The sequence below is a fragment of the Afipia sp. GW821-FHT04G03 genome (assembly GCF_059419985.1).
The window spans coordinates 693325-719567 of sequence record NZ_JBWKSV010000001.1; the positions used below are offsets into that span (position 1 = coordinate 693325).

The following is a 26243-nucleotide window of genomic DNA, read 5'->3' on the forward strand; positions in this document are numbered from 1 at the left end:
AACAACCGGGGAAATCAAACCATCAGCACGTGAACATAGCAAAGCGTCTTCTTGCCCCACTGCTCGTTGATCTCGGCGCGCACGGCGCGGCGCACGGATTCGGCAATCGCGTCGGGATCGCGGCGCTTGCCGCGCGGCAGGCTCTCGACCGTAGACACGACAACGTCGAACACGTCGTCCTCGATCACCGCGCCTTCCTTATTCTTTTCCGGAATGCCGACCAGATCAACCTCGGGATCGTCGGCCAGCTCGCCCTTGTCGGTGACGGCGATAGCGACGAAGGCGCAGCCGGCGAACGCCAGCCGCCGCCGCTCGGTGACAGCGCGCGCCTTGTCCGTCTCCAGCAGGTTGCCGTCCTTGAAAATCCGCCCGTTCGGCAGTTCCTCGATGATCGCGGGATCGCCCGGCCCCAGCCGTACCAGATCGCCGTTCTTGCAGATCAGCACCTTCGGCACGCCACAGGCGCGCGCGAGCTTGGCGTGTTCCGACAGATGCAGCGCCTCGCCATGCACCGGGATCAGCAGTTGCGGACGCACCCACGAAATCATGTCGCGCAACTCGTCGCGCCGTGGGTGGCCCGACACGTGGACCATGTGCGTGCGGTCGGTGATGACCTCTACGCCCTGCGTCACGAGGCCGTTGATGATCGCGCCGACGGCTTTCTCGTTGCCGGGAATGGTGCGCGACGAGAAAATCACCGTGTCGCCCTTGTTGAGCGTGACCATCGGATGATCGTCATTGGCGATGCGCGCCAGCGCCGCGCGCGGTTCGCCCTGGCTGCCCGTGCACAGCGCCAGAACCTTGTCGGGCGGAAAATGTCCGTAGAGATCCATGCCGCGAAACGGCTGCACGCCGTCGAGATAACCCGTCTCGCGCGCGACCTGCACCACGCGCTCCATCGCGCGTCCGACCACAACCACCTCGCGGTCGGCGGCCTTCGCCGCATCGGCCACGGCGCGCAGCCGCGCCACGTTGGATGCGAAGGTCGTCACCGCCACGCGCCCGCGCGCGGCTTTCACGAGGTCGGTGATGTTCTTTGCGACTTCCTGCTCGGATGGCGAGCGGCCTTCGCGCACCGCATTGGTCGAATCGCCGACCAGCGCCAGCACGCCCTCATCGCCCAGCTCGCGCAGCCGTTTCTCGTCGGTCGGCTTGCCGATGATCGGCGTCGGATCGATCTTCCAATCGCCGGTATGCAGCACGGTGCCGACCGGCGTCTTGATCGCAAGCGCGTGGGATTCCGGAATCGAATGCGCGACGGGGACGAACTCGACGCTGAACGGGCCGATGTCGATCCGTCCGCCGGACGGCACGACCGTCACCGGAATCTTCGGCGGATTGCGCTCGCTGGCGCATTTGGCTTCGAACAACGAGGCGCTGAACTGGGTCGCGTAGATCGGACATTTCAGTTGCGGCCACAGGTCGATGATGGCGCCGAAATGATCCTCGTGGGCATGGGTCAGCACGAGACCCATCAGGTTTTTGCGCTCTTTCACCAGGAAGCGGATGTCCGGCATGATCACGTCGATGCCCGGCAGATGCTCCTCGTTGCCGAACGAGACGCCGAGATCGACCGCGAGCCAGCTTCGCTGGTGGCGATTGCCGAGGCCATAAATCGACAGGTTCATGCCGATCTCGCCGACGCCCCCGAGCGGCGCAAAAGTCAGTTCGTCAGGTCGCGACATCAGGCTGCTCCAGACGATTTAGCGGATCCAAAATGAACGTCACCGGCGGCGATCGGCGTGCGCTTGCCATCATGGCCCGCAACGATCAGGCAGCCGGTCTCGTCGATGGTTTCAAAGATACCCTCAACGCCGGCGCCACTCGATTGAATGGAGACAGCTTCGCCAAGTCCGGCGGCGCGCTCAAGCCATAAGCGGCGAATCTCGGGAAAGCCGCGGCCATCGTCCCAGATGCCACGAAACTCGGCCCAGGAATCCGACAGGGCCATGAACAGGTCATCGGCACTGACGGTGATGCCAAGCGCCGCAAGCGATGTCGCGGGATACGGCGTGCCCTCGGGCGCGGACACCACATTGGTTCCCATGCCGACAGCCACCGCGAGATCGCCGCCAATGGTTTCCGCTTCGAGCAATATCCCGGACAGCTTTTCGCCGCCGGCCAGAACGTCGTTCGGCCACTTCAGGAGAAACTTGCTGTTGGCGGCGCCGCCGGATCGCATTCGGTATTCCACGGTGATGGTCTGCAAAGCCGCTTCGAGGGCGAGCCCCGCGGCGAAGCCCAAAGTCGCAGCGACGGAGGGCTGGACATTGACGGTCTCGACGATGGTGGCTGCGAGATTGCCGCGCGGGGATACCCATGCGCGCTGGCGGCGTCCGCGTCCAGCGGTTTGCTGGTCCGTCACCAGCCACAACGGGCCGCGCTCGCCTGCCCGCGCCCGTTCCAGCGCCTCCGCGTTGGTCGAACCGATGCTGTCGAACGCTTCCACGCGATAGTTCTGGGCTCTGGCCCGTGGACCGAGCGCGAACGTCATTAAAACAGCGACTTCGCAGCCACCGAAGCTGCGCTCACCAGCGGCGCCGGATAGACGAAGAACAGGATGTTGAACGCGCCTGCCAGCGCCAGCACGAACCGGAGTTCGCCGCCCATCGGCTCCATCGCCTCTTTCGGCTCGTCGAAATACATCACCTTGATGATGGCGAGATAATAAAACGCGCCGACGACGCTGGTCACCACGCCGATCACCGCCAGCGTAAACAGGCCCGCCTTGATCGCCGCGAGAAACACGTAGAACTTCGCGAAGAAGCCCGCGAGCGGCGGAATGCCCGCCAGCGAAAACAGGAACATCGCAAAGAAGAACGCCAGCAGCGGATTGGTGCGCGAGAGTCCCGCAAAATCGCTGATTGTCTCGACAGCCTTGCCGTTGCGTTTCATGGCGATGATGATGGCGAAGGTGCCGAGCGTCATGGCGACATAGATCGCAATGTAGACCAGCACGCCCTGCGCGCCCTGCTCCGTTCCGGCGGCGAGTCCGACCAGCGCGAAACCCATGTGGCCGATGGACGAATACGCCATCAGGCGCTTGATGTTCTTCTGACCGATCGCGGCGAACGATCCCAGCGCCATCGAGGCGATGGAGACGAACACGATGATCTGCTGCCATTCCGGCACAATGCCCGGGAACGCGGTCAGCGCCACGCGCGTGAACACCGCAAGCGCCGCAACCTTCGGCGCGGACGCGAAGAACGCCGTGACCGGCGTCGGCGCGCCCTCGTAAACGTCCGGCGTCCACATATGGAACGGCACCGCGGAGACCTTGAAGCAAAGTCCCGCGAGCAGGAACACGAGTCCGAACAGCAGGCCGACATTGCCGCTTTTCGCTTCCGTCGCGATGCCCGCGAAGCTGACTGTGCCGGTGAAGCCATAAATCAGGGACGCGCCGTACAGCAGCATTCCCGACGACAGCGCGCCGAGCACAAAATACTTCAGGCCCGCCTCGGTCGACTTGGTGTCGTCGCGATGGCTCGCCGCCACGACATAGAGCGCAAGGCTCATCAGTTCGAGGCCGAGATAGAGCATGATGAGATCGCCAGCGGAGATCAGCACCATCATGCCGACGGTCGAGAGCATGATGAGAATGGCGTATTCGAAAATCCTGGCCTGCGTGGCAAGATAGCCCCGCGACAGGATCAACGCCGTGCCGGAGCCGATCAGCGACAGAACCTTAAGGAAGCGCGCGAAGTCGTCGACGATGAAGCTGCCGCCGAAAGTCGTGAGCTTGCCCGCGGGCAGCCAGAAGATGAGCGCGCCGGTCACAACAAACAGAGCGATAGCAAGCCCGGTGACAAGCTGCGTCGTCTGCGCGCCGCGAAACGCGCCCAGCATCAACAGCGCCATGGCGCCGGCGGCCAGCACCAGTTCCGGCAACACGGGGAGCAGCGAATATCCTGCGAAAGTCATCATCCCGATCCGGTTTACTGAACCAGCGCCGCCGCTTTCACGGCGGTGATGGCTGTGTTGTAATTATTGACAAGCTGCTGCACTGACGCCGCCGACATGTTGAGAACCGGCTGCGGGTACACGCCAAAGAGAATGGTGAGAAACACCAGCGGCAGGAGGATCACGGCCTCCCGCAGCGTCAGGTCCTTGATGCCCGCCAGCGACGGCTTGTCGAACACGCCGAACACCACCTTGCGGTACAGCCACAGCGCATAGGCCGCCGACAGGATGACGCCCAGCGTCGCGACGGTTGCGGTCGGAATGCTGACCTTGAAGGTGCCGAGCAGTGTCAGGAATTCGCCGACAAAGCCCGAGGTGCCCGGCAGGCCGACATTGGCCATGGTGAACACGAGGAACACAAAGGCATAGAGAGGCATCCGGTTCACGAGGCCGCCATAGGCGGCAATCTCGCGGGTATGCAGCCGGTCGTAGATGACGCCGACACAGAGGAACAGCGCGCCCGATACGATGCCGTGCGAGATCATCTGAAACACGCCGCCGGCGACGCCCTGCGTGGTGCCCGCGAAAATTCCCATGGTGACGAAACCCATGTGGGCGACCGACGAGTAAGCGATCAGCTTCTTGATATCTTCCTGCATCAGCGCGACCAGCGACGTATAAACAATCGCGATCGCCGACAGCGTGAAGATCAGCGGCGCGAAGTCATGCGACGCCAGCGGGAACATCGGCAGCGAGAAGCGCAGGAAGCCGTAGCCGCCCATCTTCAGCAGGATCGCCGCCAGCACCACGGAGCCCGCGGTAGGCGCTTCGACGTGCGCGTCCGGCAACCAGGTATGGACCGGCCACATCGGCATCTTGACCGCGAACGACGCGAAAAACGCGAGCCACACCCATGTCTGCATGTTGCGCGGCACGGCGGTATGCATCAGCGTCGGAATGTCGGTGGTCCCGGCGTTCAGATACAGCGCCATGATGGCGAGCAGCATCAGCACCGAACCGAGCAGCGTGTAGAGGAAGAACTTGAAGCTGGCATAGACCCGGCGCGGGCCGCCCCACACGCCGATGATCAGGAACATCGGAATGAGGCCACCCTCGAAGAACAGGTAGAACAGCACGAGGTCGAGCGCGGAGAACGTGCCAACCATCAGCGTCTCAAGAAATAGAAACGCCATCATGTATTCGCGCACGCGCAGCGTGACCGACTTCCAGCTCGCGAGAATGCAGAACGGCATCAGCGCGGTGGTCAGGATCACGAACGGCAGCGAAATGCCGTCGACGCCCATATGGTAGCCGATGCCATTGGCAAGCCAGGTCGTCTTTTCAACGAACTGGAAGTCCGGCTGCGATGCATCGAACCGCATCACCAGAATGAGCGACACCGCGAAGGTGACCAGCGTCGTCCACAATGCGATCCAGCGCGCGTTCCTGCGCGCGGCTTCATCGTCGCCGCGGCTGAGATAAATCAGGATCGCGCCGACCACCGGCAGGAAGGTGACGACCGAAAGAATGGGCCAGGTCATGACTGAACTCGTCATCAATGGCCCCCAAGACCGAACATGAACCAGGTGATGAGGCCGGCCACGCCGATCAGCATCGCAAAGGCATAGTGATAAAGGTAGCCGCTCTGCAATTTCATCGCGCCCCGCGTCACATCGAGCACGCGCGCCGAAATGCCGTCCGGCCCGAAGCCGTCGATGACAAAGCCATCGCCCTTCTTCCACAGGAAGCGCCCGAGCCATTTCGTGGGACGCACGAAGATGAAGTCATAGAGCTCGTCGAAGTACCACTTGTTGAGCAGGAACCGATACATGCCCGGATGCTGGTTAGCGAGTTCGACCGGCAGATAGGGCTTGCGGATGTAGAACACATACGAGACGAAGAAACCGACCACCATCATCACTGTCGGCAGATACGCAATCGCCGCCGGAATGTGATGCATCTCCTCCAGAATCTTCGGATGGTTCTTCAGCGACTCCCGGAAGAACTCCTCGACGCCATGCCCTGCGAACAATTCCTTGAACGGGAAGCCTGCCAGGATCGACCCGACCGCAAGCACGCCGAGCGGAACCAGCATCGTGTACGGGCTCTCATGGGCCGCATCGTAATGCTTCTGGTCGTGCGGCTCGCCGTGAAACGTCTTGAAGATCAGACGCCATGAATAGAACGAGGTAAGACCCGCCGCGATGACCGTGCAGAGGAAGCCGTACAGCGCAAACGGATTATGCGCGACAAAAGCGGATTCGATGATCGCATCCTTGGAGAAATAACCCGCTGTCAGCGGGAAGCCGGTCAGCGCCAGCGTGCCGATCACCATGGTGATGTAGGTGAACGGAATCTTGTCCTTCAGGCCGCCCATGTTGCGGATGTCCTGCTCGTGATGCATCGCGACGATCACCGAACCGGAGCCCAGGAACAGCAGCGCCTTGAAGAAGGCATGGGTGAACAGGTGGAATATGCCGACCGAGTAAGCGCCCGCGCCCATCGCCACGAACATGTAGCCGAGCTGCGAACAGGTCGAATAAGCAACGATGCGCTTGATGTCGTTCTGCACGAGACCGACGGTGGCGGCGAAGAACGCAGTCGTCGCGCCAATCAGCATCACGAAGGCTTGCGCGTTCGGCGCAAGCTCGAATAGCGGCGACAGGCGCGCCACCATGAACACGCCGGCGGTGACCATGGTCGCGGCGTGGATCAGCGCGGACACCGGCGTCGGGCCTTCCATGGCGTCCGGCAACCAGGTGTGCAGCAGGAATTGCGCGGACTTGCCCATAGCGCCCATGAACAGCAGCAGGCAGGTCAGCGTGAGTGCGTCGACATCCCAGCGGAAGAAGTGAATGGTCTTGCCGGTCAGGCCCGGAGCAGCGGCGAAGATGGTGTCGAAGTCGGTCGACCCCACCAGCATGAAGACAGCGAAGATGCCGAGCGCGAAGCCGAAGTCGCCGACGCGGTTGACGACGAAGGCCTTGATGGCGGCCGCGTTCGCCGTCGGCTTCTGGAACCAGAACCCGATCAGCAGGTAGCTCGCAAGACCGACGCCTTCCCAGCCGAAGAACAGCTGCACGAGGTTATCGGCGGTCACCAGCATCAGCATCGCGAAGGTGAACAGCGACAGATACGACATGAACCGCGGACGGTTCGGGTCTTCGTGCATGTAGCCGATCGAATACAGATGCACGAGCGACGACACCGACGTGACAACCACCAGCATGACGGCGGTCAGCGTATCGACCCGCAGCGCCCAGTTCACGACGAGGTCGCCGGAGCCGATCCAGGTGAACAGTTGCACGCGCGCGTCATGATGCAGGAAACCGACATCGACCAGCGTCATCCATGACAGCGCCGCGGAGATCAGCAGCAGCGCCGTGGTGACGACTTCCGCCGCGCGCGAACCGGCAGCCGGCGGTTCGACCGGGCCGTGATCGTCATGCGCATGATCGCCGTGGCCATGATCGTCATGGGCAACGTGCGCGTGAGCCGTGTCGTGCCCATGATCGCCGTGCACGTGACCATGCGCATGATCCATCTCGTCGCCGCTCGGATTGCGCGCGTGTGCGCCATAGAGCGCCACCGCGCCCGCGATGAGCGCGCCGATCAGCGGCAGGAAAACAATAGCTTGGATCATCGCCCCGTCAGCCCTTCATCAGATTGATGTCCTCGACCGCAATCGATCCCCGATTGCGGAAGAACACCACCAGCACGGCAAGCCCGATCGCGGCTTCCGCCGCCGCAACCGTCAGCACCAGCAGCGCGAACACCTGCCCCACGATGTCGTTGAGGAACGACGAGAACGCGACAAGATTGATGTTCACCGCAAGCAGAATGAGCTCGATCGACATCAGGATGACGATGACATTCTTCCGGTTGAGGAAGATGCCGAGAATGCCGACCGTGAACAGGATGGCGGCGACGGCGAGATAATGACCGAGACCTATCGTCATTTCACCCACTCCCCGGAATCCGCGTCCTGCAAGCCCTGCCCCGCGGCGACCTTGCGCACGGCCATGGCCGCCTCCGGAGTGCGCGCATTCTGCACATTGATATCCTGACGCTTGACGCTCGGCTTGTGCCGCAGCGTCAGCACGATGGCGCCGATCATCGCGACCAGCAGCACCAGACCAGACAACTGGAAGTAAGGCAGATATTTCGTGTAGAGCACGAGGCCGAGCGCCTCGGTGTTGCTGATGCCGCCCGGAATCGGCGAGGTGATCGCTTTCGAGATCGCAGGATTCATGATCCAGCCGCCGGCCACCAGCAGGAGTTCGGCGAGGAACACCGCGCCGATCAGCAGGCCGAACGGCAGATATTCGATGAAGCCCTGACGCAACTCCGCAAAATCCACGTCAAGCATCATGATGACGAACAGGAACAGCACCGCGACCGCACCGACGTAAACGACGATCAGGATCATCGCGAGGAATTCCGCGCCGAGCAGCATGAACAGACCCGCCGCGTTCACGAACGCGAGGATCAGGAACAGCACCGAGTGCACGGGATTGCGCGACGTCACGACCATGATCGCGGACGCCACGCAGACGCCGGCGAACAAATAAAAGAAGAGCGCGGGACCGATCATACCTTCACCTCACCGGTACGGCGCATCGAGTTCGATATTCTTCGCAATCTCGCGCTCCCAGCGGTCGCCGTTGGCGAGCAGCCTCGCCTTGTCATAATAAAGTTCTTCGCGCGTTTCGGTCGCGAATTCAAAGTTCGGCCCCTCGACGATGGCGTCCACCGGACAGGCTTCCTGGCAAAGACCGCAATAGATGCACTTCACCATGTCGATGTCGTAGCGCACGGTGCGGCGCGTGCCGTCGTTGCGGCGCGGACCGGCCTCGATGGTGATGGCCTGCGCCGGGCAGATCGCCTCGCACAGCTTGCAGGCGATGCAGCGCTCTTCGCCGTTCGGATAACGGCGCAGCGCATGTTCGCCACGGAAGCGCGGCGAGATCGGCCCCTTCTCGAACGGATAGTTCAGCGTCGGCTTCGGCTTGAAGAAGTAACGCATGGCGAGAACGAACGCCGAGACGAACTCTTTCAGCAGAAGCGAATTGGCTGTGCTTGCTATGCCCATGAATCTGTACCTCTCGACCTCATTTCGGTGCAAGCCCCGCGAATTGCAGAACACCGGCGACGATGACGACCATCGCTAGCGAGATTGGCAGAAAGACCTTCCAGCCCAGCCGCATCAACTGATCGTAGCGGTAGCGCGGCACGATCGCCTTCGCCATGGCGATCAGGAAGAACATGAAGAACAGCTTCAGAACGAACCAGATCACGCCCGGCACCCAGGTGAACGGGGCGAACGGAATTGGCGACAGCCAGCCGCCGAGGAACAGGATCGTCGCCAGCGCGCACATCGTGCAGATGGCGACATACTCGCCGAGCATGAACAGCAGATACGGCGTCGAGCCGTATTCGGTCATGAAGCCTGCGACCAGTTCCGATTCCGCCTCGACCAGATCGAACGGCGGACGGTTGGTTTCCGCGAGCGCCGAGACGTAGAAGATCACGAACATCGGGAACAGCGGCAGCCAGTACCAGCCGAGGATGCCGTATTTCGTATCCTGCGCCGCGACCACGGCGGTGAGATTCAGCGAGCCGACGCACAGCAAGACCGTAATGATAACGAAGCCGATGGAGACTTCGTAGGACACCATCTGGGCTGCCGAACGAAGCGCCGCGAGGAACGGGTACTTCGAGTTCGACGACCAGCCGGCCATGATGATGCCGTAGATCGACAGCGACGAAATCGCGAAGATGTAGAGGATGCCGACGTTGATGTCCGCGATCACCCAGTTGAGGTTGACCGGGATTACCGCCCACGCCGCCAGCGCCAGCACGCACGAGACCAGCGGCGCCAGCAGGAACACGCCCTTGTTCGCGCCGTCCGGGATCGTCGGCTCCTTCAGCACGAACTTCAGGAGGTCCGCGAAGGATTGCAGCAGACCCCACGGTCCGACCACGTTGGGGCCGCGCCGGATCTGGACCGCGGCCCAGATCTTGCGGTCGGCGAGCAGGATGTAGGCGATCGCGACCAGCAGCAGCACGAGCATCAAAAGGCTCTGCGCGACCATGATGATCAGCGGCCAGAGAAAGCCCGTCCACAACTCGCTTGAGAAGAATTCGGTCATCGGATCACATTCACTCCGCTGCCGTCAGGATTTGCCCCGAGGCGAGCTTTGAACACTCGGCCATCACGGCGGACGCCCGCGCAATCGGGTTGGTCAGGTAGAAGTCCTCGACCGGGCTCTTGAACGCGCCCTTCTCGACCGAACCGCCGCGCGCCGCAAGCGTCTTCACGCCTGCCGCATCGCCGGCCTCGATCTGGTCAATCCGCATCAGATGCGGCACGGCCTTGAAGATCGCCTGACGTAACGCGCCCAGCGAATCGTAAGGCAGCTTCTTGCCCAGCGCATCCGACAGCGCACGGATAATCGCCCAGTCCTCGCGCGCGTCACCCGGAGGGAACGCGGCGCGATTGGCCATCTGTACCCGGCCTTCAGTGTTGACGTAGATGCCGGCCTTCTCGGTATAGGCGGCACCGGGCAGGATGACGTCGGCGCGATGCGCGCCCTTGTCACCATGCGTGCCGATGTAAACCACGAAGGTTCCGTCCGCCGGCTTGACATCGTCGGCACCGAGCGAGAACAGCACGTCGAGGGTGCCGAAGGTGGTCATCTGCGCGGTGTTCAAGCTGCCCGGGCTCGGCGCGAAACCGATGTCGAGCGCGCCGACACGCGAGGCCGCGTTGTGAAGCACGGCAAATCCGTTCCAGCCGTCCTTGAGCGCGCCGAAATCCACGGCGAGCTTCGCCGCCAGCGCCAGCACAGCCGCGCCGTCGTGACGCGCAGCAGCGCCCGCGCCTACCAGCACGATCGGATTCTTCGCACCCTTCAGCACGTCCGCGAAGGAATGCTTGCCCGCGGCAAGATCGCCAAGCGTATCGGTGCCCGCGCCAAGATGCTCGTAACCGTAGGTCAGATCGGCCTTGTCGCCGATCACGCCGATCTTCAGCGCGCCGGTGCGCCAGCGCTTGCGGATGCGCGCATTGAGCACGGACGCTTCCTTGCGCGGATTGGAGCCGACGATCAGCAATGCATCCGCCTGCTCGATGCCGGCGATGGTGGGATTGAAGATGTACGACGCGCGGCCCGCCTTCGGATCGAAGGCGCCGCCGTCCTGGGTCGCGAGATTGTTCGAGCCGAGCTTTGTCAGCAATTCCTTGAGCGCGAACATTTCCTCGACAGCAGCAAGATCGCCGGCAACCGCGCCGATGCGCTTGCCGTCGGAACGCGCCACCGCCGCGGCAATCCTCCCGAATGCCTCGGTCCAGGTCGCAGGGCGCAGCTTGCCATCTTCCCGCACATACGGCCGGTCGAGACGCTGCGTGCGCAGTCCATCGACGATGTGGCGTGTCTTGTCGGAAATCCATTCCTCGTTCACGTTCTCATTGATGCGCGGCAGAATGCGCATCACTTCGCGGCCACGCGTATCGACACGGATCGCGGAACCGACAGCATCCATCACGTCGATGGACTGGGTCTTGCCCAGTTCCCAAGGACGCGCGGCGAACGCATACGGCTTCGAGGTCAATGCGCCGACCGGGCAAATGTCGACGAGATTGCCCTGCAACTCGGACGTCAGCGCGCTCTCGAGATAAGTCGTGATTTCGACGTCCTCGCCGCGGCCGGTGAGGCCCATTTCCGGCACGCCGCAGACTTCCGTGGTGAAACGGACGCAGCGCGTGCACTGGATGCAGCGGTTCATCGAGGTCTTCACCAGCGCGCCGATGTACTTGTCTTCGACCGCGCGCTTGTTCTCGGCGAAACGCGACGTATCCACGCCGTAGCCCATCGCCTGATCCTGCAAGTCGCACTCGCCGCCCTGATCGCAGATCGGGCAATCCAGCGGATGGTTGATCAGCAGGAATTCCATCACGCCTTCGCGCGCCTTCTTCACCATCGGCGAACGCGTCGAGACGGACGGCAACTCGCCCTTCGGACCCGGACGGCAGTCGCGCACGCCCCAGGCGCAGCTTGCAACCGGCTTCGGTGAACCCGCGACCTCAACGAGGCACATGCGGCAGTTGCCGGCGATGGAGAGACGCTCGTGATAGCAGAAGCGCGGAATTTCCGCGCCCGCCATCTCGCACGCCTGCAACAGCGTGTACTCGCCCGGAACGTCGATCTCTTTGCCGTCGATGAGAATCTTGGTCATCGCCACTACTCCGCCGCGACCATGTTGACGGGATCGAGAATTCCGATGTCGTCGATCGTCGATTTGCGCGTGAAATCATCGATGCGCCGCTCGATCTCCGGACGGAAGGCGCGGATCAAACCCTGGATCGGCCATGCCGCCGCGTCGCCGAGCGCGCAGATGGTGTGGCCTTCGACCTGCTTGGTAACTTCCAGCAGCATGTCGATCTCGCGCTTGTGGGCGCGGCCCTCGACCATGCGCGACAGCACGCGCCACATCCAGCCGGTGCCTTCGCGGCACGGCGTACACTGGCCGCAGCTCTCGTGCTTGAAGAAATAGGAAATGCGCGCGATGGCCGCGACCACATCGGTGGACTTGTCCATCACGATCACGCCGGCCGTGCCGAAGCTCGATTTCACGGCGCGGGTGCCGTCGAAATCCATGATCAGATCCTGGCAATCCGCCGCCGGGATCAGCGGACACGACGCGCCGCCGGGAATGATCGCCAGCAGATTGTCCCAGCCGCCGCGAATGCCGCCGCCGTGCTTTTCCATCAGTTCCCGGAACGGGATGCTCATGGCGTCTTCGACGACGCAAGGCGTGTTGACGTGGCCGGAGATGCCGTAAAGTTTGGTGCCGACATTGTTCGGGCGGCCGATGGCGGCAAACCATGCCGCACCCCGGCGCAAAATATCCGGCGCGACCGCGATCGACTCGACGTTATTTACCGTGGTCGGGCAGCCATAGAGGCCAACATTGGCCGGGAACGGCGGCTTCAGGCGCGGCTGGCCCTTCTTGCCTTCGAGGCTTTCGAGCAGTGCGGTTTCCTCGCCGCAGATGTAAGCGCCCGCGCCGTGGTGAACGTAAAGGTCGAACGGGAAGCCGTGGACGTTGTCCTTGCCGATCAGCTTGGCTTCATAGGCCTGATCGATCGCGGCTTGCAGATGCTCGCGCTCGCGGATGAATTCGCCGCGCACATAGATGTAGCCGACATGCGCGCCCATCGCGCAACCGGCGATCAGGCAGCCTTCGATCAAGAGATGCGGATCGTGCCGCATGATCTCGCGATCCTTGCAGGTGCCGGGCTCGGACTCGTCGGCGTTGACCACAAGATAGCTCGGCCGGCCGTCGGCATTGTCCTTCGGCATGAACGACCACTTCATGCCGGTCGGGAATCCCGCCCCGCCGCGCCCGCGCAGACCCGACGCCTTCATCTCGGCGACGATCCAGTCGCGGCCCTTGTCGAGAATGGCCTTGGTGCCATCCCATGCGCCGCGCGCGCGCGCGCCTTTCAGGCCCCAGTCCTCGAGGCCGTAGAGATTGCGGAAGATGCGGTCCTTGTCGTCGAGCATTGTCGCTACCTTAAGACCCTGAACGCTTGGATTGCTGATAGGCGAGCCCCGCCGCCATCGCGCCGAACCCGATGGCCCAGAACACAGCCGACTGAAGCTCGGTTTTCAGAATGTAGAAATTCAGAAAGAAGATGAATGCCGCGGCACAGACCGCGTGGAACGCAATGTTGCGAAGCATCGGACCCCTCATGACTTGTCGCCTTTCGGAGGTTTTTTCGCGGTGGCGTCACCCATCGGCGCCTTCGGCGACGGACGCTCCCGCGTGTTCGCGGCTTCGGTCTGCTTCTTCGGTTCGGCGTCGCCGAGCGCCGGCTCTTTCGTACGCGCCGAGGACGCGCCGCCCTTGGCGTCGGACTGGAGCGAGGTGAGGCCGCTGACGGGCGCTGCGAACTGGCGCTCGATCTGCGGGCCGGGCTTCGGCGGATTGCCGGTTTCGAATCCATCGAGAACGCGGTTGAGACTATCTGCCGTCAGGTCCTCGTAGGTGTCCTTCCAGATCATCACCATGGGCGCATTCACACAGGCGCCCAGGCACTCGACCTCTTCCCAACTGAAATTGCCGTCGGCCGAGACATGGAACGGATCGTGATGAATGCGATGCTTGCAGACCTCGATCAGATCCTTCGAACCACGCAACATGCAGGGCGTCGTTCCGCAAACCTGAACGTGCGCTTTCTTGCCGACCGGCTCGAGCTGGAACATCGTGTAGAAGGTCGCGATTTCCAGCACGCGGATGTGGGGCATATCGAGCAGATCGGCGACTGCACGGATCGCAACTTCCGACACCCAGCCGTCGTGCTGTTCCTGCACTCGCCACAGGATCGGAATCACCGCGGATGCCTGACGGCCCGGAGGATATTTTTCGATCTGCGCTTTCGCCCACGCCAAATTCTCCGCGCTGAACGCGAAGCTGGTGGGCTGCTTGTCTTTCGGGGCCAAACGGCGGACGGCCATCGTTTAGTTCTTTCGATTTATCATTGCGCCAGCTCTCTCATCGAGTCACCTCTCAAAGAGTCATGGCGCGGCGTGCGTTGCCTGAATTCAAACCGTAGATGCGCTCTTCCCAGAACGCGCTCGACGTCGCGAAAACATTGTATCCGATGTGGGACAGCGTCTTGATCCGATCGAGGATCGCAAGATCCTTCACCTCTTCGAACTTGTCGGCCACCGGATCATGAATGATCGCCTTCATCGGCGTCTCGTCCACAATGTAGCGGGTCACCGCGTGCGTCGGATCGTTGCCGTGCTCTTCGCAAATGAAAACGGTATCGGTCTGCGCAAGCCGCGCACCACCTTTCATCGCTTCGATCTCAACGCCTTCGACATCAAGCTTGATAAGATATTTGCCCGTTGCAGGTATCCTGCCGTCCTCGATCAGGTTGTCGAGCGCGAGCACCGACACAGTCTCGCCCTTTTCGTCAGCCCCGCCGGCGATGCTGAACGCTTCATGGCGATTGCCGGACAGCGTCGCCGTACCGCGCGAGGAGCCGATCGCAGCGTGGATTGGATAGAAGCGGCTGCTGTTGATCTTCGCATTATGCGCAAGGCGCGGAAAGTTGCGCGAAGATGGCTCGATAGCGATGGATTTGTGAGAACCGAAGCGCTTGCTGGAAACCATGACGGACCAGTAACCGTAGTTCGCTCCGCAATCGACAAATGTGTAATCGATATCCCTGGAGTCGAGCAGCAGCATCTCGAGTTCTTCCTCGTAGAGGAAGGTCCGGTTCAGCAGCTTGCTCCAGTAGCCGTCACCGTAGGGAAACGAGAAGGCGGCGTCCGGATTGAGCATCACGTTGATGTCACGCGCTGGCAACAGCTTCTTCAGGGTATTGGCCGCCGTGTTGTAACCGCGATGATAGATATGCGCGCCGACCTTTGACCCCGCGAGCAACGCGAAGCCGATCGTGCGCTCCCATGCGGTTGCGCCGGTCATCACGCCGGTGTTGCGATCAAAAATAATCGGCGGCTGCGTCATCAGCGGTCCACCTCGCCGAACACGATGTCAAGCGAGCCCAGAATGGCCGACACGTCTGCCAGCAGATGACCCTTGCAGATGAAATCCATCGCCTGAAGATGCGCAAAGCCCGGCGCACGGATCTTGCACTTGTAGGGCTTGTTGGTGCCGTCGGCGACGAGGAACACGCCGAACTCGCCCTTGGGCGCTTCCACCGCAGCATAGACTTCGCCCGCGGGAACGCGAACGCCTTCGGTGTAAAGCTTGAAGTGATGGATCAGCGCTTCCATCGAGCGCTTCATCTCGCCGCGCTTGGGCGGCACGATCTTGTTGTCCTCGACCGAGACCGGTCCCTGCCCGTCCGGCGCGCGCAGCTTCTCGATGCACTGCTTCATGATGCGCACCGACTGGCGCATTTCTTCCATGCGGATGCAGTAGCGGTCGTAGCAGTCGCCGTTCTTGCCGATCGGAATATCGAAATCCATCTCGGCGTAGCATTCGTAGGGCTGCGACTTGCGCAGGTCCCATGCAGCACCGGAGCCGCGCACCATGACGCCGGAGAAGCCCCACTCCCACGCCTGCTCCAGCGTCACCACGCCGATATCGACGTTACGCTGCTTGAAGATGCGGTTGCCGGTGAGAAGCGTTTCGAGGTCCGCGACCACCTGAAGGAACGGATCGCACCAGTTATAGATATCGTCGATCAGCTTGGTCGGCAGATCCTGATGTACGCCGCCAAGGCGGAAGAACGCCGCGTGCATCCGCGACCCCGATGCGCGCTCATAGAACACCATCAGCTTTTCGCGTTCCTCGAAGCCCCACAGCGGCGGCGTCAGCGCACCGACGTCCATCGCCTGCGTGGTGACGTTGAGAAGATGCGACAGGATGCGGCCGATTTCGCTGTACAGAACGCGGATCAGCTGGCCGCGGCGCGGCACGGTGATGCCCAGCAGCTTCTCAGCGGCGAGGCAGAACGCATGCTCCTGATTCATCGGCGCGACGTAATCGAGCCGGTCGAAATACGGGATCGCCTGCAGATAGGTCTTCTGCTCGATCAGCTTCTCGGTGCCGCGATGAAGCAGCCCAATGTGCGGATCGACGCGCTCGACGACTTCGCCGTCAAGCTCCAGCACCAGACGCAGCACGCCGTGCGCCGCCGGATGCTGCGGTCCGAAATTGATCGTGAAGTTACGCATGCCCGGGGCTTCGCCGATAACTTCGCTCATCAGGCACCTGCCTTTGCAGGCGCAGCACCGGGCGCCGGCGGCACATCGCCGCTTTTCTTCTCGTCACCCGGCAGCGCGTAGTCCGCACCTTCCCACGGCGAGAGAAAATCGAACTTGCGGAATTCCTGGTTGAGCCGCACCGGCTCGTACACCACACGCTTTTCCTGATCGTCGTAACGAACCTCGACGAAACCCGTCAGCGGAAAATCCTTGCGCAGCGGATGGCCGTCGAAGCCGTAGTCGGTCAGCAGCCGGCGCATGTCGGGATGGCCGGTGAAAATCACGCCATAGAGATCGTAGGTCTCGCGCTCGAACCAGTCGCAGCCCGGAAACACTGTGATGATCGACGGCACCTGCGTGGACTCACTCGCCTCGCCGCGCAAACGAACGCGCGTATTCAGCACCGGCGACAGGAAATGATAGATCACGTCGAATCGGTTTTCGCGGCCGGGGTAATCCACCGCCGTGGCGTCGGTGAAATTCACGAAGCGGAAACGCGGATCATCGCGCAGCACGCGGACGATCTCGACGATTTTCTGAATATCAACCGCGATCGTGAGCTGGTTGAACGCAACCGCGTATCCCAGCGCCGCGCCCGGAAGCGCGGCAACGATCGTCTCACCCAGTGCGTTGAGTCGCGCGTCGTCCATGTGCGATTACCGTTCAATCGTTCCCGTGCGCCGGATCTTCTTCTGCAACAGCAGAACGCCGTAGAGCAGCGCTTCCGCCGTCGGAGGACAGCCGGGAACATAAATATCGACGGGCACGATGCGGTCGCAGCCGCGCACCACCGAATAGGAATAGTGATAGTAGCCGCCGCCGTTGGCGCAGGATCCCATCGAGATCACGTAGCGCGGCTCCGGCATCTGGTCGTAAACCTTGCGGAGCGCAGGCGCCATCTTGTTGGTCAGCGTGCCGGCGACGATCATCACGTCGGACTGCCGCGGCGATGCACGCGGCGCGAAGCCGAAGCGCTCGACGTCGTAACGCGGCATCGACACCTGCATCATCTCCACCGCGCAGCACGCCAGACCGAACGTCATCCACATCAGCGAGCCGGTGCGCGCCCAGGTGATCAGGTCATCGGTCGCGGCGACGAAGAAGCCCTTGTCGGACAGTTCGTTGTTCACTTCGAGAAAATACTTGTCGTCCGCGCCGACCGGCAGGCCGGTGCGCGGATCGAGAATCCCCGTCGCCGCCTGCGAGACCGCCGGCTGCATGATCGGAGAAGCCGTCGCGGTGGGGCTCAATCCCATTCGAGCGCTCCCTTTTTCCACTCATAGGCGAAGCCGATGGTCAGCACGCCGAGAAACACCATCATCGACCAGAACCCGGCGAGGCCGAGCTTGCCGAACGCCACCGCCCACGGAAACAGGAAGGCGACTTCAAGATCGAAGATGATGAAAAGAATGGCGACCAGATAAAACCGGACATCGAACTTCATGCGCGCATCGTCGAATGCATTGAAACCGCATTCATAGGCCGAAAGCTTTTCCGGATCGGGCTGCTGATACGCAACGATGAAGGGCGCAACCAGGAGCGCAAGACCGATGACGGTCGCGACCCCGATGAACACAACAAGCGGCAGGTAGTTTTGCAGAATTCCGCCCATCGGCGACCCTCGTGCTGCCCGATTTTGTCTCGCGGATTCGCGAAACATTGGAATGGTTCGAAAGGGATAGCGCAGCGCAACAGGGAGGGCAAGACAAGCTGTTTTGAAGCCTGAATCGCCACCTGGAACGCGCGCCGGGAACGAATTTCCGGTGCCGATGGGCCTTGCCGATGGCCCTACGCGCGATGCCTATGGCAGATGCAGGGAACAACGACATCTGCGACCTTCGTCGCAGTCCGTTGCTGCCCCGTCACGACAAAAGACGCGCGATTTCCTTGCCGCACGCCACCGTATCGGCCTGCCCGCCGAGGTCCCGCGTTCGCAGCTTTTCGTTGGCCAGAACGGTCTCGATGGCCGTCACAATCGCCTGCCCCGCTTCCGGCTCGCCGAGATGATCCAGCATCATCGCCGCCGACCAGATCTGCCCCACGGGATTGGCGATCCCTTTCCCGGCGATATCCGGCGCGGAGCCATGGACCGGCTCGAACAGCGACGGAAACTTGCGTTCCGGGTTGAGGCTGCCGGATGGCGCGATGCCGATGGTGCCGGTGCAGGCCGGGCCGAGATCGGACAGGATATCCCCGAATAAATTCGATCCCACGACCACATCGAACCAGTCCGGATGCAGCACGAAGTTCGCGGCCAGAATATCAATATGATACTTGTCCCACTTCACGCCCGGATAGGCCTTGGCCATTTCTTCGACCCGCTCGTCCCAGTAAGGCATCGTGATCGAGATACCGTTCGATTTGGTCGCGGATGTCAGGTGCTTTTTCGGGCGGCTCTGGGCCAGCTCAAACGCGAATTTCAGAATGCGGTCGACGCCGGTGCGCGACATGACGCTTTCCTGAATCACCACCTCGCGGTCGGTGTTCGGAAACATGCGTCCGCCGATGGACGAATATTCGCCTTCGGTGTTCTCGCGCACGACGAAAAAGTCGATGTCGCCGGGCTTCCGGCCGGCCAGCGGGGACTTCACGCCGGGCATCAGGCGCACGGGCCGCAGGTTGACGTACTGGTCGAATTCCCGGCGAAACTGGATCAGCGAGCCCCACAGCGAAATATGGTCCGGCAGAATCGCTGGCATGCCGACCGCGCCGAAGAAGATCGCATCGTGGCTGCCGATCTGGGTCTTCCAGTCGTCCGGCATCATCTTGCCGTGCTTCTGGTAGTAGTCGCAGGACGCGAAATCGAAGTTGTCGAGTTTCAGTTCAAAATTGAACTTCTTGGCTGCCGCTTCCAGCACGCGCAGGCCTTCCGGCACCACTTCCTTGCCGATGCCGTCCCCGGGAATCACGGCCAGCCTGTAGGTTCTGTTGGTCCCGGTTCTGCTGGTCGGCATCGTCACGTTCCTTGCCTGTGGAATGGGGTTTCTTGGCGCCCGGTCGGACGCGCCATAGCCATACAGGAGAGAGCGCGCGCGCCAAAACGCACAATCGCGATTGGCGGGGATGCAGAGCAGCGGGGATGGGCTTGCGGAGCCGAATAACGCCAGAAAATATGGGCTAAGTGCTTGATTTTGTGGCGCGAGAGACGGGGCTCGAACCCGCGACCTCCGGCGTGACAGGCCGGCGCTCTAACCAACTGAGCTACTCCCGCGTAGATCGAAGCGATCCGCACAGGAGGTGGGACTTAAAGGGGGCGACATGCCGAGTCAAGGTTGTTGCGAATCCCCTTATCTGACAGTGTCTTTTCCACTGTCGATGCAAATAAGGCACTGTTTACAGGCAAAACTCGTAGTCAGTTTGCTCCCGAATCAAATAAGCCCTGATGTATCGTTAGTTTTCGCAGAGCCACGTACCCTAGAGGAGGATCAATATGGCGAAGAAAGCAGCTACCCCTGCCACCGTGACCCTTAAGCACCTTGCCGCGGCGCTCGCCGAGGAGCACGAGTTGTCCAAGAAGACCGCCGAAGCCATCCTCGGCGATCTGGTCACCAAGATCACCAAGCACCTCAAGAAGGGCGAGCGTATCCGCATCGTCGGCCTCGGCATTCTCCAGGTTCGCAAGCGCGCCGCCCGCATGGGCCGTAACCCGGCGACCGGCGAAGCGATTCAGATCAAGGCGAGCAAGAAGGTTGCCTTCCGCGCCGCCAAGGAACTCAAGGAAGCCGTCTAACTTCGGCATTCCGTCTGGAATTAGCGCCATTCCGGCCCGCTTCGCGCGACGCCGGGATGGCGTTTTCTTTTGAGAGCAGCGCCCCTACATTCCGCAAGCCGCACTCAGGACGACGGAGCAACTGTTGGCTATCGCATTCACCCACACCGTTCTCGAACGCTTCCTGCGTTACGTCCGAATCGATACGCAGTCCGACGCCTCGTCTCCCACCTGCCCGTCCACCGAGAAACAGAAAGACCTCGGCCGCCTGCTCGCGCAGGAATTGCGCGATCTCGGGCTCAAGGACGCCCATCTCGACGAACACGGCTATGTCTACGCCACGCTGCCGGCGACGACGGACAAGACCGTTCCCGTCATCTGCTTCTGCTCGCACATGGACACCTCGCCGGACTGCACCGGCAAGGATGTAAAGCCGCAGATCGTCCGCAACTATCCCGGCGGCGACATCGTGCTGCCGGCGGATCCGAAGCAGATCATCCGCGCCGCCGAACATCCGGCGCTGGCCGAACAGATCGGCAATGACATCGTCACCACCGACGGCACCACCCTGCTCGGCGCCGACAACAAGGCGGGCCTTGCCGAGATCATGGATGCGGTCAAAATCCTGATCGCCAATCCGCAGATCAAGCACGGCCCGATCAAGATTCTCTTCACGCCGGACGAGGAAATCGGCCGCGGCGCGGACAAGGTCGATCTGAAGAAGCTCGGCGCCGACTTCGGCTACACCATCGACGGCGAAAGCGCGGGCCACCTCGAAGACGAGACATTCTCGGCGGACGGCGTAACCATCACGATTCAGGGCGTCAGCGCGCATCCCGGTTTCGCCAAGGGCAAGATGGAGCACGCAATCAAGATTGCGTCGCGGATCGTCGACCGGCTACCGAAAGATCTCGCACCCGAAACCACGGAAGGCCGCGAGGGCTTCCTGCATCCGGTCGGCCTTGAAGGCGGTCTCGACAGCGCGACGCTGTCGCTGATCGTGCGCGATTTTTCCGAACAGGGCCTGAAGGACAAGGAGACGCTGCTCGAAGACATCGTGCGTGGCGTGATGAAGGATTTCCCGCGCTCGACCTATACGCTTGCGATCAAGCAACAGTACCGCAACATGAAAGAGGTACTCGACCGCCATCCCGAGGTGGTGGAGTACGCGCTGGAAGCCATCGGCCGCGCGGGTCTTCAGCCGATCCTCAGCAGCATTCGCGGCGGCACCGACGGATCGCGGCTATCCTTCATGGGGCTGCCCTGCCCGAATATCTTCGCGGGCGAACATGCGTTCCACTCGCGCCTCGAATGGGTCAGCGTTCAGGACATGGAAGCGGCGGTGCGCACCATCGTGCATCTCGCGGCGATCTGGGAGGAACGGGCGTAGACGATGACCATCACCATTACCGCCTTTGAACGGTCACCCGACGGCGGCAGGGGATTGGCGCGTGATACGCGTGTTCGCTGGGCGCTTGAAGAAGTCGGCCTTCCTTACGAGGTTCGGCTTGTTTCGTTTCAGGCGATGAAGGAACCCGCACATCTGGCGCTTCATCCTTTCGGTCAGATCCCGACCTATGAGGACGGCGATCTCGCGCTGTTCGAGACAGGGTCGATCGTCTTCCATCTCGCCGAGCGCCATGCGGGCCTGCTGCCGGACGATGCCAACGCGCGGGCGCGCGCGATCACATGGATGTTTGCCGCGATCAACACGGTGGAGCCGCCGATCCTCGAACTGGCAACCGCCAGGATTCTGGAAGGCTCCAAGCCCTGGAGCAAGGAGCGCATGCCTCTGGTCGCGGATCGCGTCCGCGAACGGTTGAAGCAACTCTCCGCTCGTCTTGGCAGCGCCGACTGGCTCGATGGCGGGTTCAGCGCGGGCGACCTGATGATGGTGTCGGTGCTGCAGAGGCTGAAACCATCGGGCATTCTGGACGAATATCCGAACCTGTCGGCCTATGTCGCCCGCGGCGAAGCGCGGCCCGCCTACAAGCGTGCATTCGCCGCGCAATTGGCGGTTAACACCGGCAAGCCACCGGCCGGCTGATCAAGATCGGCCCCGGATTCTAGCCTCTCATCCGCAACTGAAGCATCGGCAGCACCTCGTAGCGTGCGCCGATATTGGCCTTGATCATCGGGTCTTCCGCGACAACGGCGCGGACATCATCGGCGCTCTCGTCATCCGCTGTCTCGAACAGCGACATGCCCCAGCCGCCGGCCGGATCGGCCACCGGCCCGTGCGCGACCACGCCGCCCTCTTCCAGCAGCGCCTGCAAGAACTCGCCATGCGCCTTCATCAGCGACTTGTCCTGCGGCGTCATCGTCTTGAGAAAATCGGGGCCCGGAGGAATGAAGCGGCACAGGAAGTACTTCATCCGACACTCCGCGCTGATAGCGACAACAGAACAGATGGGAAAGCGACCGCGAATGCTTAGGCACGCAACATGGCAGCGCCGTGACAAGGATTGGTAGGCGATGACGGATTCGAACCGCCGACCCTCTCGGTGTAAACGAGATGCTCTAACCAGCTGAGCTAATCGCCCGTAATTCAGCTTCTAACGCCACCTCCGCAGGCAAGCAAGTGACGCCTTTCCCTGCAACCCAAGAAGCGTAATAGTCAGGGACGGGATTGAGAATGCCCAGATATATCCTGTGGAGGGATCCCCATGACTAGTTCAAAAGCCTCAGTCGGAATTCTCGCCGTGTTCGCGGTATCTATTGTTTCGGCACCAGCACCCGCGGCTCCCGAACACCGCGGTACGACCGGCCATCTCGCCCGCTTTGATCAATTGGATTTCGACGCCTTTTCCAAGCAGGATTGGAAGCTCTTCAATGAAATTCACTGCCCGGACGTTAGGGTCGTCTATCCGGACGGGCATGAAACCCGTGGCATAAAGCAGCACCAGTCCGACATCGCCCAGATGTTCGTCGCGACCCCGGATATGCGTGTGTCATCGCATCCTGTCAGTTTCGGTTCAGCGAACTGGGCATCGACCAATCCGAATTTAAGAACGTCTTCGAAGGTCATGAAGAAAGATAGTTGGACAGCCACGATCGGCATCCTCGAAGCGACCTTCACCAAGCCAATGGCCATGATGAACAAAACCATTCAGCCAACTGGCAATAAGCTGAAGTTACCCATGGCGACTATCGCGCGCTGGGAAAATGGCTGCATCGCCGAAGAACAGCTGTTCTGGGATAACGCGGCCTATCTGCAGCAACTCGGCATCCAGTGAGTCCAGCCGCGGCCAGTCAGCTCAACCAAAAACGGCGCCCGAAGGCGCCGTTTTCATTTCGCTCAAAGAGGCCGCTTAGTGCGCGGTCAGGCCGCCCGCAGCTTCGTCCGCTGCGTCAGGCTTCGCCAGCACCTTGGTATCCTCTTCCCAGACGATCGGCGTCGGCATCCGCACCAGCGCCTTGGCCAGCACTTCGTCCATCCGCGCGACCGGGATGATTTCCATGCCGCCCTTGATGGCGTCGGAAATCTCCGTGAGGTCCTTGGCGTTGTCTTCCGGAATGAAGACCGTCTTGATGCCGCCACGTCCGGCCGCAAGCAGCTTCTCCTTCAGACCGCCGATCGGCAGCACGCGTCCGCGCAGCGTGATCTCGCCCGTCATGGCGACATCATGCCGGATCGGAATGCCGGTCAGCACCGAGACGATGGACGTCGTCATCGCAACGCCCGCCGACGGACCGTCCTTCGGGGTCGCCCCCTCCGGCACGTGGACGTGGATGTCGCGACGCTCGAACAACGGCGGCTCGATGCCGTAGTTGATCGCGCGCGAGCGAACGTAGGATGCAGCAGCCGAGATCGACTCCTTCATCACGTCACGCAGGTTGCCCGTCACCGTCATGCGGCCCTTGCCGGGCATCATGACGCTTTCGATGGTGAGCAACTCGCCGCCGACATCGGTCCAGGCCAGACCTGTCACGACGCCAACCTGGTCCTCGCTCTCGATCTCGCCGTAGCGATACTTCGGCACGCCGAGGAATTCCTCGACCACGGCCGCAGTCACCTTCACCGACTTCTTCTTCGAGATCATCAATTCCTTCACCGCCTTGCGGGCGAGTGTTGAAATCTCACGCTCGAGGTTACGCACGCCCGCTTCGCGGGTGTAGCGGCGGATCAGGAACGACAGCGCCTCGTCGTCGATCGAGAACTCCTTGGAGCTCAGACCGTGCTTGGAGATCGCGTTCGGGAGGAGATGCTTGCGGGCAATCTCCACCTTCTCGTTCTCGGTGTAGCCGGCGATACGGATGATCTCCATGCGGTCCATCAGAGGTCCGGGAATATTGAGCGTATTCGCGGTCGTGATGAACATCACGTTGGAGAGATCGTAGTCGACTTCCAGATAGTGATCGGCAAACGTCGCGTTCTGCTCGGGGTCAAGAACCTCAAGCAAGGCCGACGACGGATCGCCGCGGAAGTCCGCGCCCATCTTGTCGATCTCGTCTAGCAGGAACAGCGGGTTCGAGGTCTTCGCCTTCCGCATCGACTGGATGATCTTGCCGGGCATCGAGCCGATATAGGTGCGGCGGTGACCGCGGATTTCCGCTTCGTCCCGCACGCCGCCAAGCGACACGCGCACGAACTCACGGCCGGTCGCCTTCGCGATCGACTTGCCGAGCGAGGTCTTGCCGACGCCCGGAGGGCCGACGAGGCACAGGATCGGACCGGTGAGCTTGTTGGCGCGCGACTGCACGGCGAGATACTCGACGATGCGGTCCTTCACCTTCTCAAGCCCGTAGTGATCGTTGTCGAGCACTTCCTGCGCGGCAACGAGGTCCTTCTTGACCTTGGACTTCTTGCCCCATGGAATCGACAGCAGCCAGTCGAGATAGTTGCGCACGACCGTTGCCTCGGCGGACATCGGAGACATCTGCCGCAGCTTCTTCAGTTCGTGCGTCGCCTTCTCGCGAGCTTCCTTCGAGAGCTTGGTCTTGGCGATCTTCTCTTCCAGATCGGCCAGCTCGTCGCGACCTTCGTCGTCGCCGAGTTCCTTCTGGATCGCCTTCATCTGCTCGTTGAGGTAGTACTCGCGCTGGGTCTTCTCCATCTGGCGCTTGACGCGCGAGCGGATTTTCTTCTCGACCTGCAACACCGAGATCTCGCTCTCCATCAGGCCCATCACCTTCTCGAGGCGCTGGGAGACGGACAACGTTTCCAGAATGCCCTGGCGGTCGGAAATCTTGACGGCGAGATGCGACGCCACGGTATCCGCGAGCTTCGCGAAATCCGTGATCTGCTGAACGACGCCCACCACTTCGGCGGAAATCTTCTTGTTCAGCTTCACATAGCTCTCGAAGTCGGAGACGACCGAACGCGACAAGGCTTCCGCCTCGACGCTCTTGGCATCGACGTCGGCAAGCGCCACGGCTTCAGCTTCATAGAAGTCGGCGCGATCGGAATACTTGCCGGCCTTGGCGCGCTCCAAACCTTCGACCAGCACCTTGACGGTGCCGTCGGGCAATTTCAGGAGCTGCAGCACGCTGGCGAGCGTACCGATCTCGTAAATGGAGTCCGGGGCCGGATCATCGTCCGACGCGTTCTTCTGCGTCGCGAGGAAGATCAGCGCATCGTTCTTCATCACCTCTTCGAGCGCCTTGATCGACTTCTCGCGGCCGACGAACAGCGGCACGATCATATGCGGGAAGACGACGATGTCGCGAAGCGGCAGCACCGGATAGGAGTGGCTTTCGCCGTGAACGATGGTTGGACGAGGCTTTGAGGCAGTCATGCCCATATTCCTTTTGTTGCGCCCCCTTGCACGCAGTCCGCCGTTCTGACGCAACCGCCACAAGGTGCCTTGGTGTACCGGAGAAGAAAGAGCTCTTTTGAGCCAGTGGCCGCGATGGCCTCTCACCTACCCGGGTCGGGTCGCTGC

Annotated in this window: 25 protein-coding genes and 2 tRNA genes; 4 read left to right on the plus strand and 23 right to left on the minus strand. The window is 61.8% G+C overall.

Translation table 11 applies throughout. The annotated features are described in order from the left end of the window. Positions 1-14: 14 nt before the first annotated feature. The 20 genes from AC07UB_RS03400 to AC07UB_RS03495 form a co-directional block, all read right to left on the minus strand. Complete coding sequence (locus tag AC07UB_RS03400) at positions 15-1685, minus strand: ribonuclease J (RefSeq protein WP_492789030.1); 1671 nt, start codon at positions 1683-1685, stop codon at positions 15-17. Further along, complete coding sequence (locus AC07UB_RS03405) at positions 1685-2494, minus strand: biotin--[acetyl-CoA-carboxylase] ligase (RefSeq protein WP_492789029.1); 810 nt, start codon at positions 2492-2494, stop codon at positions 1685-1687. The genes AC07UB_RS03400 and AC07UB_RS03405 overlap by 1 nt, the downstream gene beginning before the upstream one ends. Further along, positions 2494-3921 carry an NADH-quinone oxidoreductase subunit NuoN gene (nuoN, locus tag AC07UB_RS03410; protein WP_492792611.1) on the minus strand — a complete coding sequence of 476 codons (1428 nt, stop codon included), beginning with the start codon at positions 3919-3921 and terminating at the stop codon, positions 2494-2496. The genes AC07UB_RS03405 and nuoN overlap by 1 nt, the downstream gene beginning before the upstream one ends. Positions 3922-3935: 14 nt before the next feature. After that, a complete protein-coding gene (locus tag AC07UB_RS03415) occupies positions 3936-5456 on the minus strand; it encodes an NADH-quinone oxidoreductase subunit M (protein WP_492789028.1) in 1521 nt (506 codons plus the stop codon). Next, complete coding sequence (gene nuoL / locus AC07UB_RS03420; RefSeq protein WP_492789027.1) at positions 5456-7543, minus strand: NADH-quinone oxidoreductase subunit L; 2088 nt, start codon at positions 7541-7543, stop codon at positions 5456-5458. Before nuoL ends, AC07UB_RS03415 begins: the two co-directional genes overlap by 1 nt. A gap of 7 nt (positions 7544-7550) precedes the next feature. After that, complete coding sequence (gene nuoK, locus AC07UB_RS03425) at positions 7551-7859, minus strand: NADH-quinone oxidoreductase subunit NuoK (RefSeq protein ID WP_492789026.1); 309 nt, start codon at positions 7857-7859, stop codon at positions 7551-7553. Continuing rightward, on the minus strand, positions 7856-8494 hold the full coding sequence (locus AC07UB_RS03430) for an NADH-quinone oxidoreductase subunit J (RefSeq protein WP_492789025.1): 639 nt from the start codon (positions 8492-8494) through the stop codon (positions 7856-7858). Before AC07UB_RS03430 ends, nuoK begins: the two co-directional genes overlap by 4 nt. Positions 8495-8503: 9 nt before the next feature. Further along, positions 8504-8992 (minus strand): NADH-quinone oxidoreductase subunit NuoI, encoded by a 489-nt coding sequence (gene nuoI / locus AC07UB_RS03435; protein ID WP_002711590.1) that lies wholly within the window; start codon positions 8990-8992, stop codon positions 8504-8506. A gap of 19 nt (positions 8993-9011) precedes the next feature. Then, complete coding sequence (nuoH, locus tag AC07UB_RS03440; protein WP_492789024.1) at positions 9012-10052, minus strand: NADH-quinone oxidoreductase subunit NuoH; 1041 nt, start codon at positions 10050-10052, stop codon at positions 9012-9014. Positions 10053-10062: 10 nt separating this feature from the next. Continuing rightward, positions 10063-12138 carry an NADH-quinone oxidoreductase subunit NuoG gene (nuoG, locus tag AC07UB_RS03445; protein ID WP_492789023.1) on the minus strand — a complete coding sequence of 692 codons (2076 nt, stop codon included), beginning with the start codon at positions 12136-12138 and terminating at the stop codon, positions 10063-10065. 5 nt (positions 12139-12143) lie between these two features. Continuing rightward, the gene (nuoF, locus tag AC07UB_RS03450; protein WP_492789022.1) at positions 12144-13469 is read right to left on the minus strand and encodes an NADH-quinone oxidoreductase subunit NuoF; all 1326 of its coding nucleotides are present in this window, start codon (positions 13467-13469) and stop codon (positions 12144-12146) included. 10 nt (positions 13470-13479) lie between these two features. Further along, the gene (locus AC07UB_RS03455; protein WP_492789021.1) at positions 13480-13647 is read right to left on the minus strand and encodes a hypothetical protein; all 168 of its coding nucleotides are present in this window, start codon (positions 13645-13647) and stop codon (positions 13480-13482) included. Between the two features lie 8 nt (positions 13648-13655). Further along, positions 13656-14423: an NADH-quinone oxidoreductase subunit NuoE gene (gene nuoE, locus AC07UB_RS03460; RefSeq protein ID WP_494652150.1), complete on the minus strand. Its 768-nt coding sequence runs from the start codon at positions 14421-14423 to the stop codon at positions 13656-13658. Between the two features lie 52 nt (positions 14424-14475). After that, positions 14476-15444, minus strand: coding sequence for an FkbM family methyltransferase (locus AC07UB_RS03465; RefSeq protein ID WP_492789019.1), 969 nt, complete (start codon positions 15442-15444; stop codon positions 14476-14478). Then, the gene (locus tag AC07UB_RS03470; RefSeq protein ID WP_492789018.1) at positions 15444-16649 is read right to left on the minus strand and encodes an NADH-quinone oxidoreductase subunit D; all 1206 of its coding nucleotides are present in this window, start codon (positions 16647-16649) and stop codon (positions 15444-15446) included. Before AC07UB_RS03470 ends, AC07UB_RS03465 begins: the two co-directional genes overlap by 1 nt. Then, entirely contained in the window at positions 16649-17299 is a 651-nt protein-coding gene (locus AC07UB_RS03475) for an NADH-quinone oxidoreductase subunit C (protein WP_492789017.1), read from the minus strand. Before AC07UB_RS03475 ends, AC07UB_RS03470 begins: the two co-directional genes overlap by 1 nt. 6 nt (positions 17300-17305) lie before the next feature. Continuing rightward, entirely contained in the window at positions 17306-17905 is a 600-nt protein-coding gene (locus tag AC07UB_RS03480; protein WP_492789016.1) for a NuoB/complex I 20 kDa subunit family protein, read from the minus strand. Then, positions 17896-18261 carry an NADH-quinone oxidoreductase subunit A gene (locus AC07UB_RS03485; RefSeq protein ID WP_019196894.1) on the minus strand — a complete coding sequence of 122 codons (366 nt, stop codon included), beginning with the start codon at positions 18259-18261 and terminating at the stop codon, positions 17896-17898. The genes AC07UB_RS03480 and AC07UB_RS03485 overlap by 10 nt, the downstream gene beginning before the upstream one ends. Positions 18262-18511: 250 nt before the next feature. Further along, the gene (locus AC07UB_RS03490; protein WP_492789015.1) at positions 18512-19603 is read right to left on the minus strand and encodes a tartrate dehydrogenase; all 1092 of its coding nucleotides are present in this window, start codon (positions 19601-19603) and stop codon (positions 18512-18514) included. Positions 19604-19783: 180 nt separating this feature from the next. Beyond that, positions 19784-19860 (minus strand) — tRNA-Asp (locus tag AC07UB_RS03495). A 219-nt stretch (positions 19861-20079) separates the two neighbouring features. On the opposite strand from AC07UB_RS03495, the gene AC07UB_RS03500 reads away from it, so the two are divergent. From AC07UB_RS03500 to AC07UB_RS03510, 3 genes are all read left to right on the plus strand, one after another. Further along, positions 20080-20379: an HU family DNA-binding protein gene (locus AC07UB_RS03500; RefSeq protein WP_235100422.1), complete on the plus strand. Its 300-nt coding sequence runs from the start codon at positions 20080-20082 to the stop codon at positions 20377-20379. Positions 20380-20503: 124 nt separating this feature from the next. Beyond that, positions 20504-21748, plus strand: a complete 1245-nt coding sequence (gene pepT, locus AC07UB_RS03505; protein ID WP_492789014.1) for a peptidase T — start codon at positions 20504-20506, stop codon at positions 21746-21748. A 3-nt stretch (positions 21749-21751) separates the two neighbouring features. Further along, the gene (locus tag AC07UB_RS03510; protein WP_494652149.1) at positions 21752-22405 is read left to right on the plus strand and encodes a glutathione S-transferase family protein; all 654 of its coding nucleotides are present in this window, start codon (positions 21752-21754) and stop codon (positions 22403-22405) included. A gap of 19 nt (positions 22406-22424) precedes the next feature. On the opposite strand, the gene AC07UB_RS03515 is transcribed toward AC07UB_RS03510, so the two are convergent. Continuing rightward, on the minus strand, positions 22425-22733 hold the full coding sequence (locus AC07UB_RS03515) for a YciI family protein (protein ID WP_494652147.1): 309 nt from the start codon (positions 22731-22733) through the stop codon (positions 22425-22427). Between the two features lie 91 nt (positions 22734-22824). After that, positions 22825-22901, minus strand: a tRNA-Val gene (locus tag AC07UB_RS03520). A 123-nt stretch (positions 22902-23024) separates the two neighbouring features. Here AC07UB_RS03520 and AC07UB_RS03525 point away from each other — a divergent pair. Continuing rightward, the gene (locus tag AC07UB_RS03525) at positions 23025-23594 is read left to right on the plus strand and encodes an ester cyclase (protein WP_494652146.1); all 570 of its coding nucleotides are present in this window, start codon (positions 23025-23027) and stop codon (positions 23592-23594) included. A gap of 75 nt (positions 23595-23669) precedes the next feature. On the opposite strand, the gene lon is transcribed toward AC07UB_RS03525, so the two are convergent. After that, positions 23670-26096, minus strand: a complete 2427-nt coding sequence (gene lon, locus AC07UB_RS03530) for an endopeptidase La (protein ID WP_492789011.1) — start codon at positions 26094-26096, stop codon at positions 23670-23672. Between the last annotated feature and the right edge of the window lie 147 nt (positions 26097-26243).

Bases quoted from the DNA above. Each gene is read 5' to 3' on its own strand.
- AC07UB_RS03400 (WP_492789030.1), bottom strand. From the start codon at position 1,685: ATGTCGCGACCTGACGAACTGACTTTTGCGCCGCTCGGGGGCGTCGGC.
- AC07UB_RS03405 (WP_492789029.1), bottom strand. From the start codon at position 2,494: ATGACGTTCGCGCTCGGTCCACGGGCCAGAGCCCAGAACTATCGCGTG.
- nuoN (WP_492792611.1), bottom strand. From the start codon at position 3,921: ATGACTTTCGCAGGATATTCGCTGCTCCCCGTGTTGCCGGAACTGGTG.
- AC07UB_RS03415 (WP_492789028.1), bottom strand. From the start codon at position 5,456: ATGACGAGTTCAGTCATGACCTGGCCCATTCTTTCGGTCGTCACCTTC.
- nuoL (WP_492789027.1), bottom strand. From the start codon at position 7,543: ATGATCCAAGCTATTGTTTTCCTGCCGCTGATCGGCGCGCTCATCGCG.
- nuoK (WP_492789026.1), bottom strand. From the start codon at position 7,859: ATGACGATAGGTCTCGGTCATTATCTCGCCGTCGCCGCCATCCTGTTC.
- AC07UB_RS03430 (WP_492789025.1), bottom strand. From the start codon at position 8,494: ATGATCGGTCCCGCGCTCTTCTTTTATTTGTTCGCCGGCGTCTGCGTG.
- nuoI (WP_002711590.1), bottom strand. From the start codon at position 8,992: ATGGGCATAGCAAGCACAGCCAATTCGCTTCTGCTGAAAGAGTTCGTC.
- nuoH (WP_492789024.1), bottom strand. From the start codon at position 10,052: ATGACCGAATTCTTCTCAAGCGAGTTGTGGACGGGCTTTCTCTGGCCG.
- nuoG (WP_492789023.1), bottom strand. From the start codon at position 12,138: ATGACCAAGATTCTCATCGACGGCAAAGAGATCGACGTTCCGGGCGAG.
- nuoF (WP_492789022.1), bottom strand. From the start codon at position 13,469: ATGCTCGACGACAAGGACCGCATCTTCCGCAATCTCTACGGCCTCGAG.
- AC07UB_RS03455 (WP_492789021.1), bottom strand. From the start codon at position 13,647: ATGCTTCGCAACATTGCGTTCCACGCGGTCTGTGCCGCGGCATTCATC.
- nuoE (WP_494652150.1), bottom strand. From the start codon at position 14,423: ATGGCCGTCCGCCGTTTGGCCCCGAAAGACAAGCAGCCCACCAGCTTC.
- AC07UB_RS03465 (WP_492789019.1), bottom strand. From the start codon at position 15,444: ATGACGCAGCCGCCGATTATTTTTGATCGCAACACCGGCGTGATGACC.
- AC07UB_RS03470 (WP_492789018.1), bottom strand. From the start codon at position 16,649: ATGAGCGAAGTTATCGGCGAAGCCCCGGGCATGCGTAACTTCACGATC.
- AC07UB_RS03475 (WP_492789017.1), bottom strand. From the start codon at position 17,299: ATGGACGACGCGCGACTCAACGCACTGGGTGAGACGATCGTTGCCGCG.
- AC07UB_RS03480 (WP_492789016.1), bottom strand. From the start codon at position 17,905: ATGGGATTGAGCCCCACCGCGACGGCTTCTCCGATCATGCAGCCGGCG.
- AC07UB_RS03485 (WP_019196894.1), bottom strand. From the start codon at position 18,261: ATGGGCGGAATTCTGCAAAACTACCTGCCGCTTGTTGTGTTCATCGGG.
- AC07UB_RS03490 (WP_492789015.1), bottom strand. From the start codon at position 19,603: ATGCCGACCAGCAGAACCGGGACCAACAGAACCTACAGGCTGGCCGTG.
- AC07UB_RS03500 (WP_235100422.1), top strand. From the start codon at position 20,080: ATGGCGAAGAAAGCAGCTACCCCTGCCACCGTGACCCTTAAGCACCTT.
- AC07UB_RS03510 (WP_494652149.1), top strand. From the start codon at position 21,752: ATGACCATCACCATTACCGCCTTTGAACGGTCACCCGACGGCGGCAGG.
- AC07UB_RS03515 (WP_494652147.1), bottom strand. From the start codon at position 22,733: ATGAAGTACTTCCTGTGCCGCTTCATTCCTCCGGGCCCCGATTTTCTC.
- AC07UB_RS03525 (WP_494652146.1), top strand. From the start codon at position 23,025: ATGACTAGTTCAAAAGCCTCAGTCGGAATTCTCGCCGTGTTCGCGGTA.
- lon (WP_492789011.1), bottom strand. From the start codon at position 26,096: ATGACTGCCTCAAAGCCTCGTCCAACCATCGTTCACGGCGAAAGCCAC.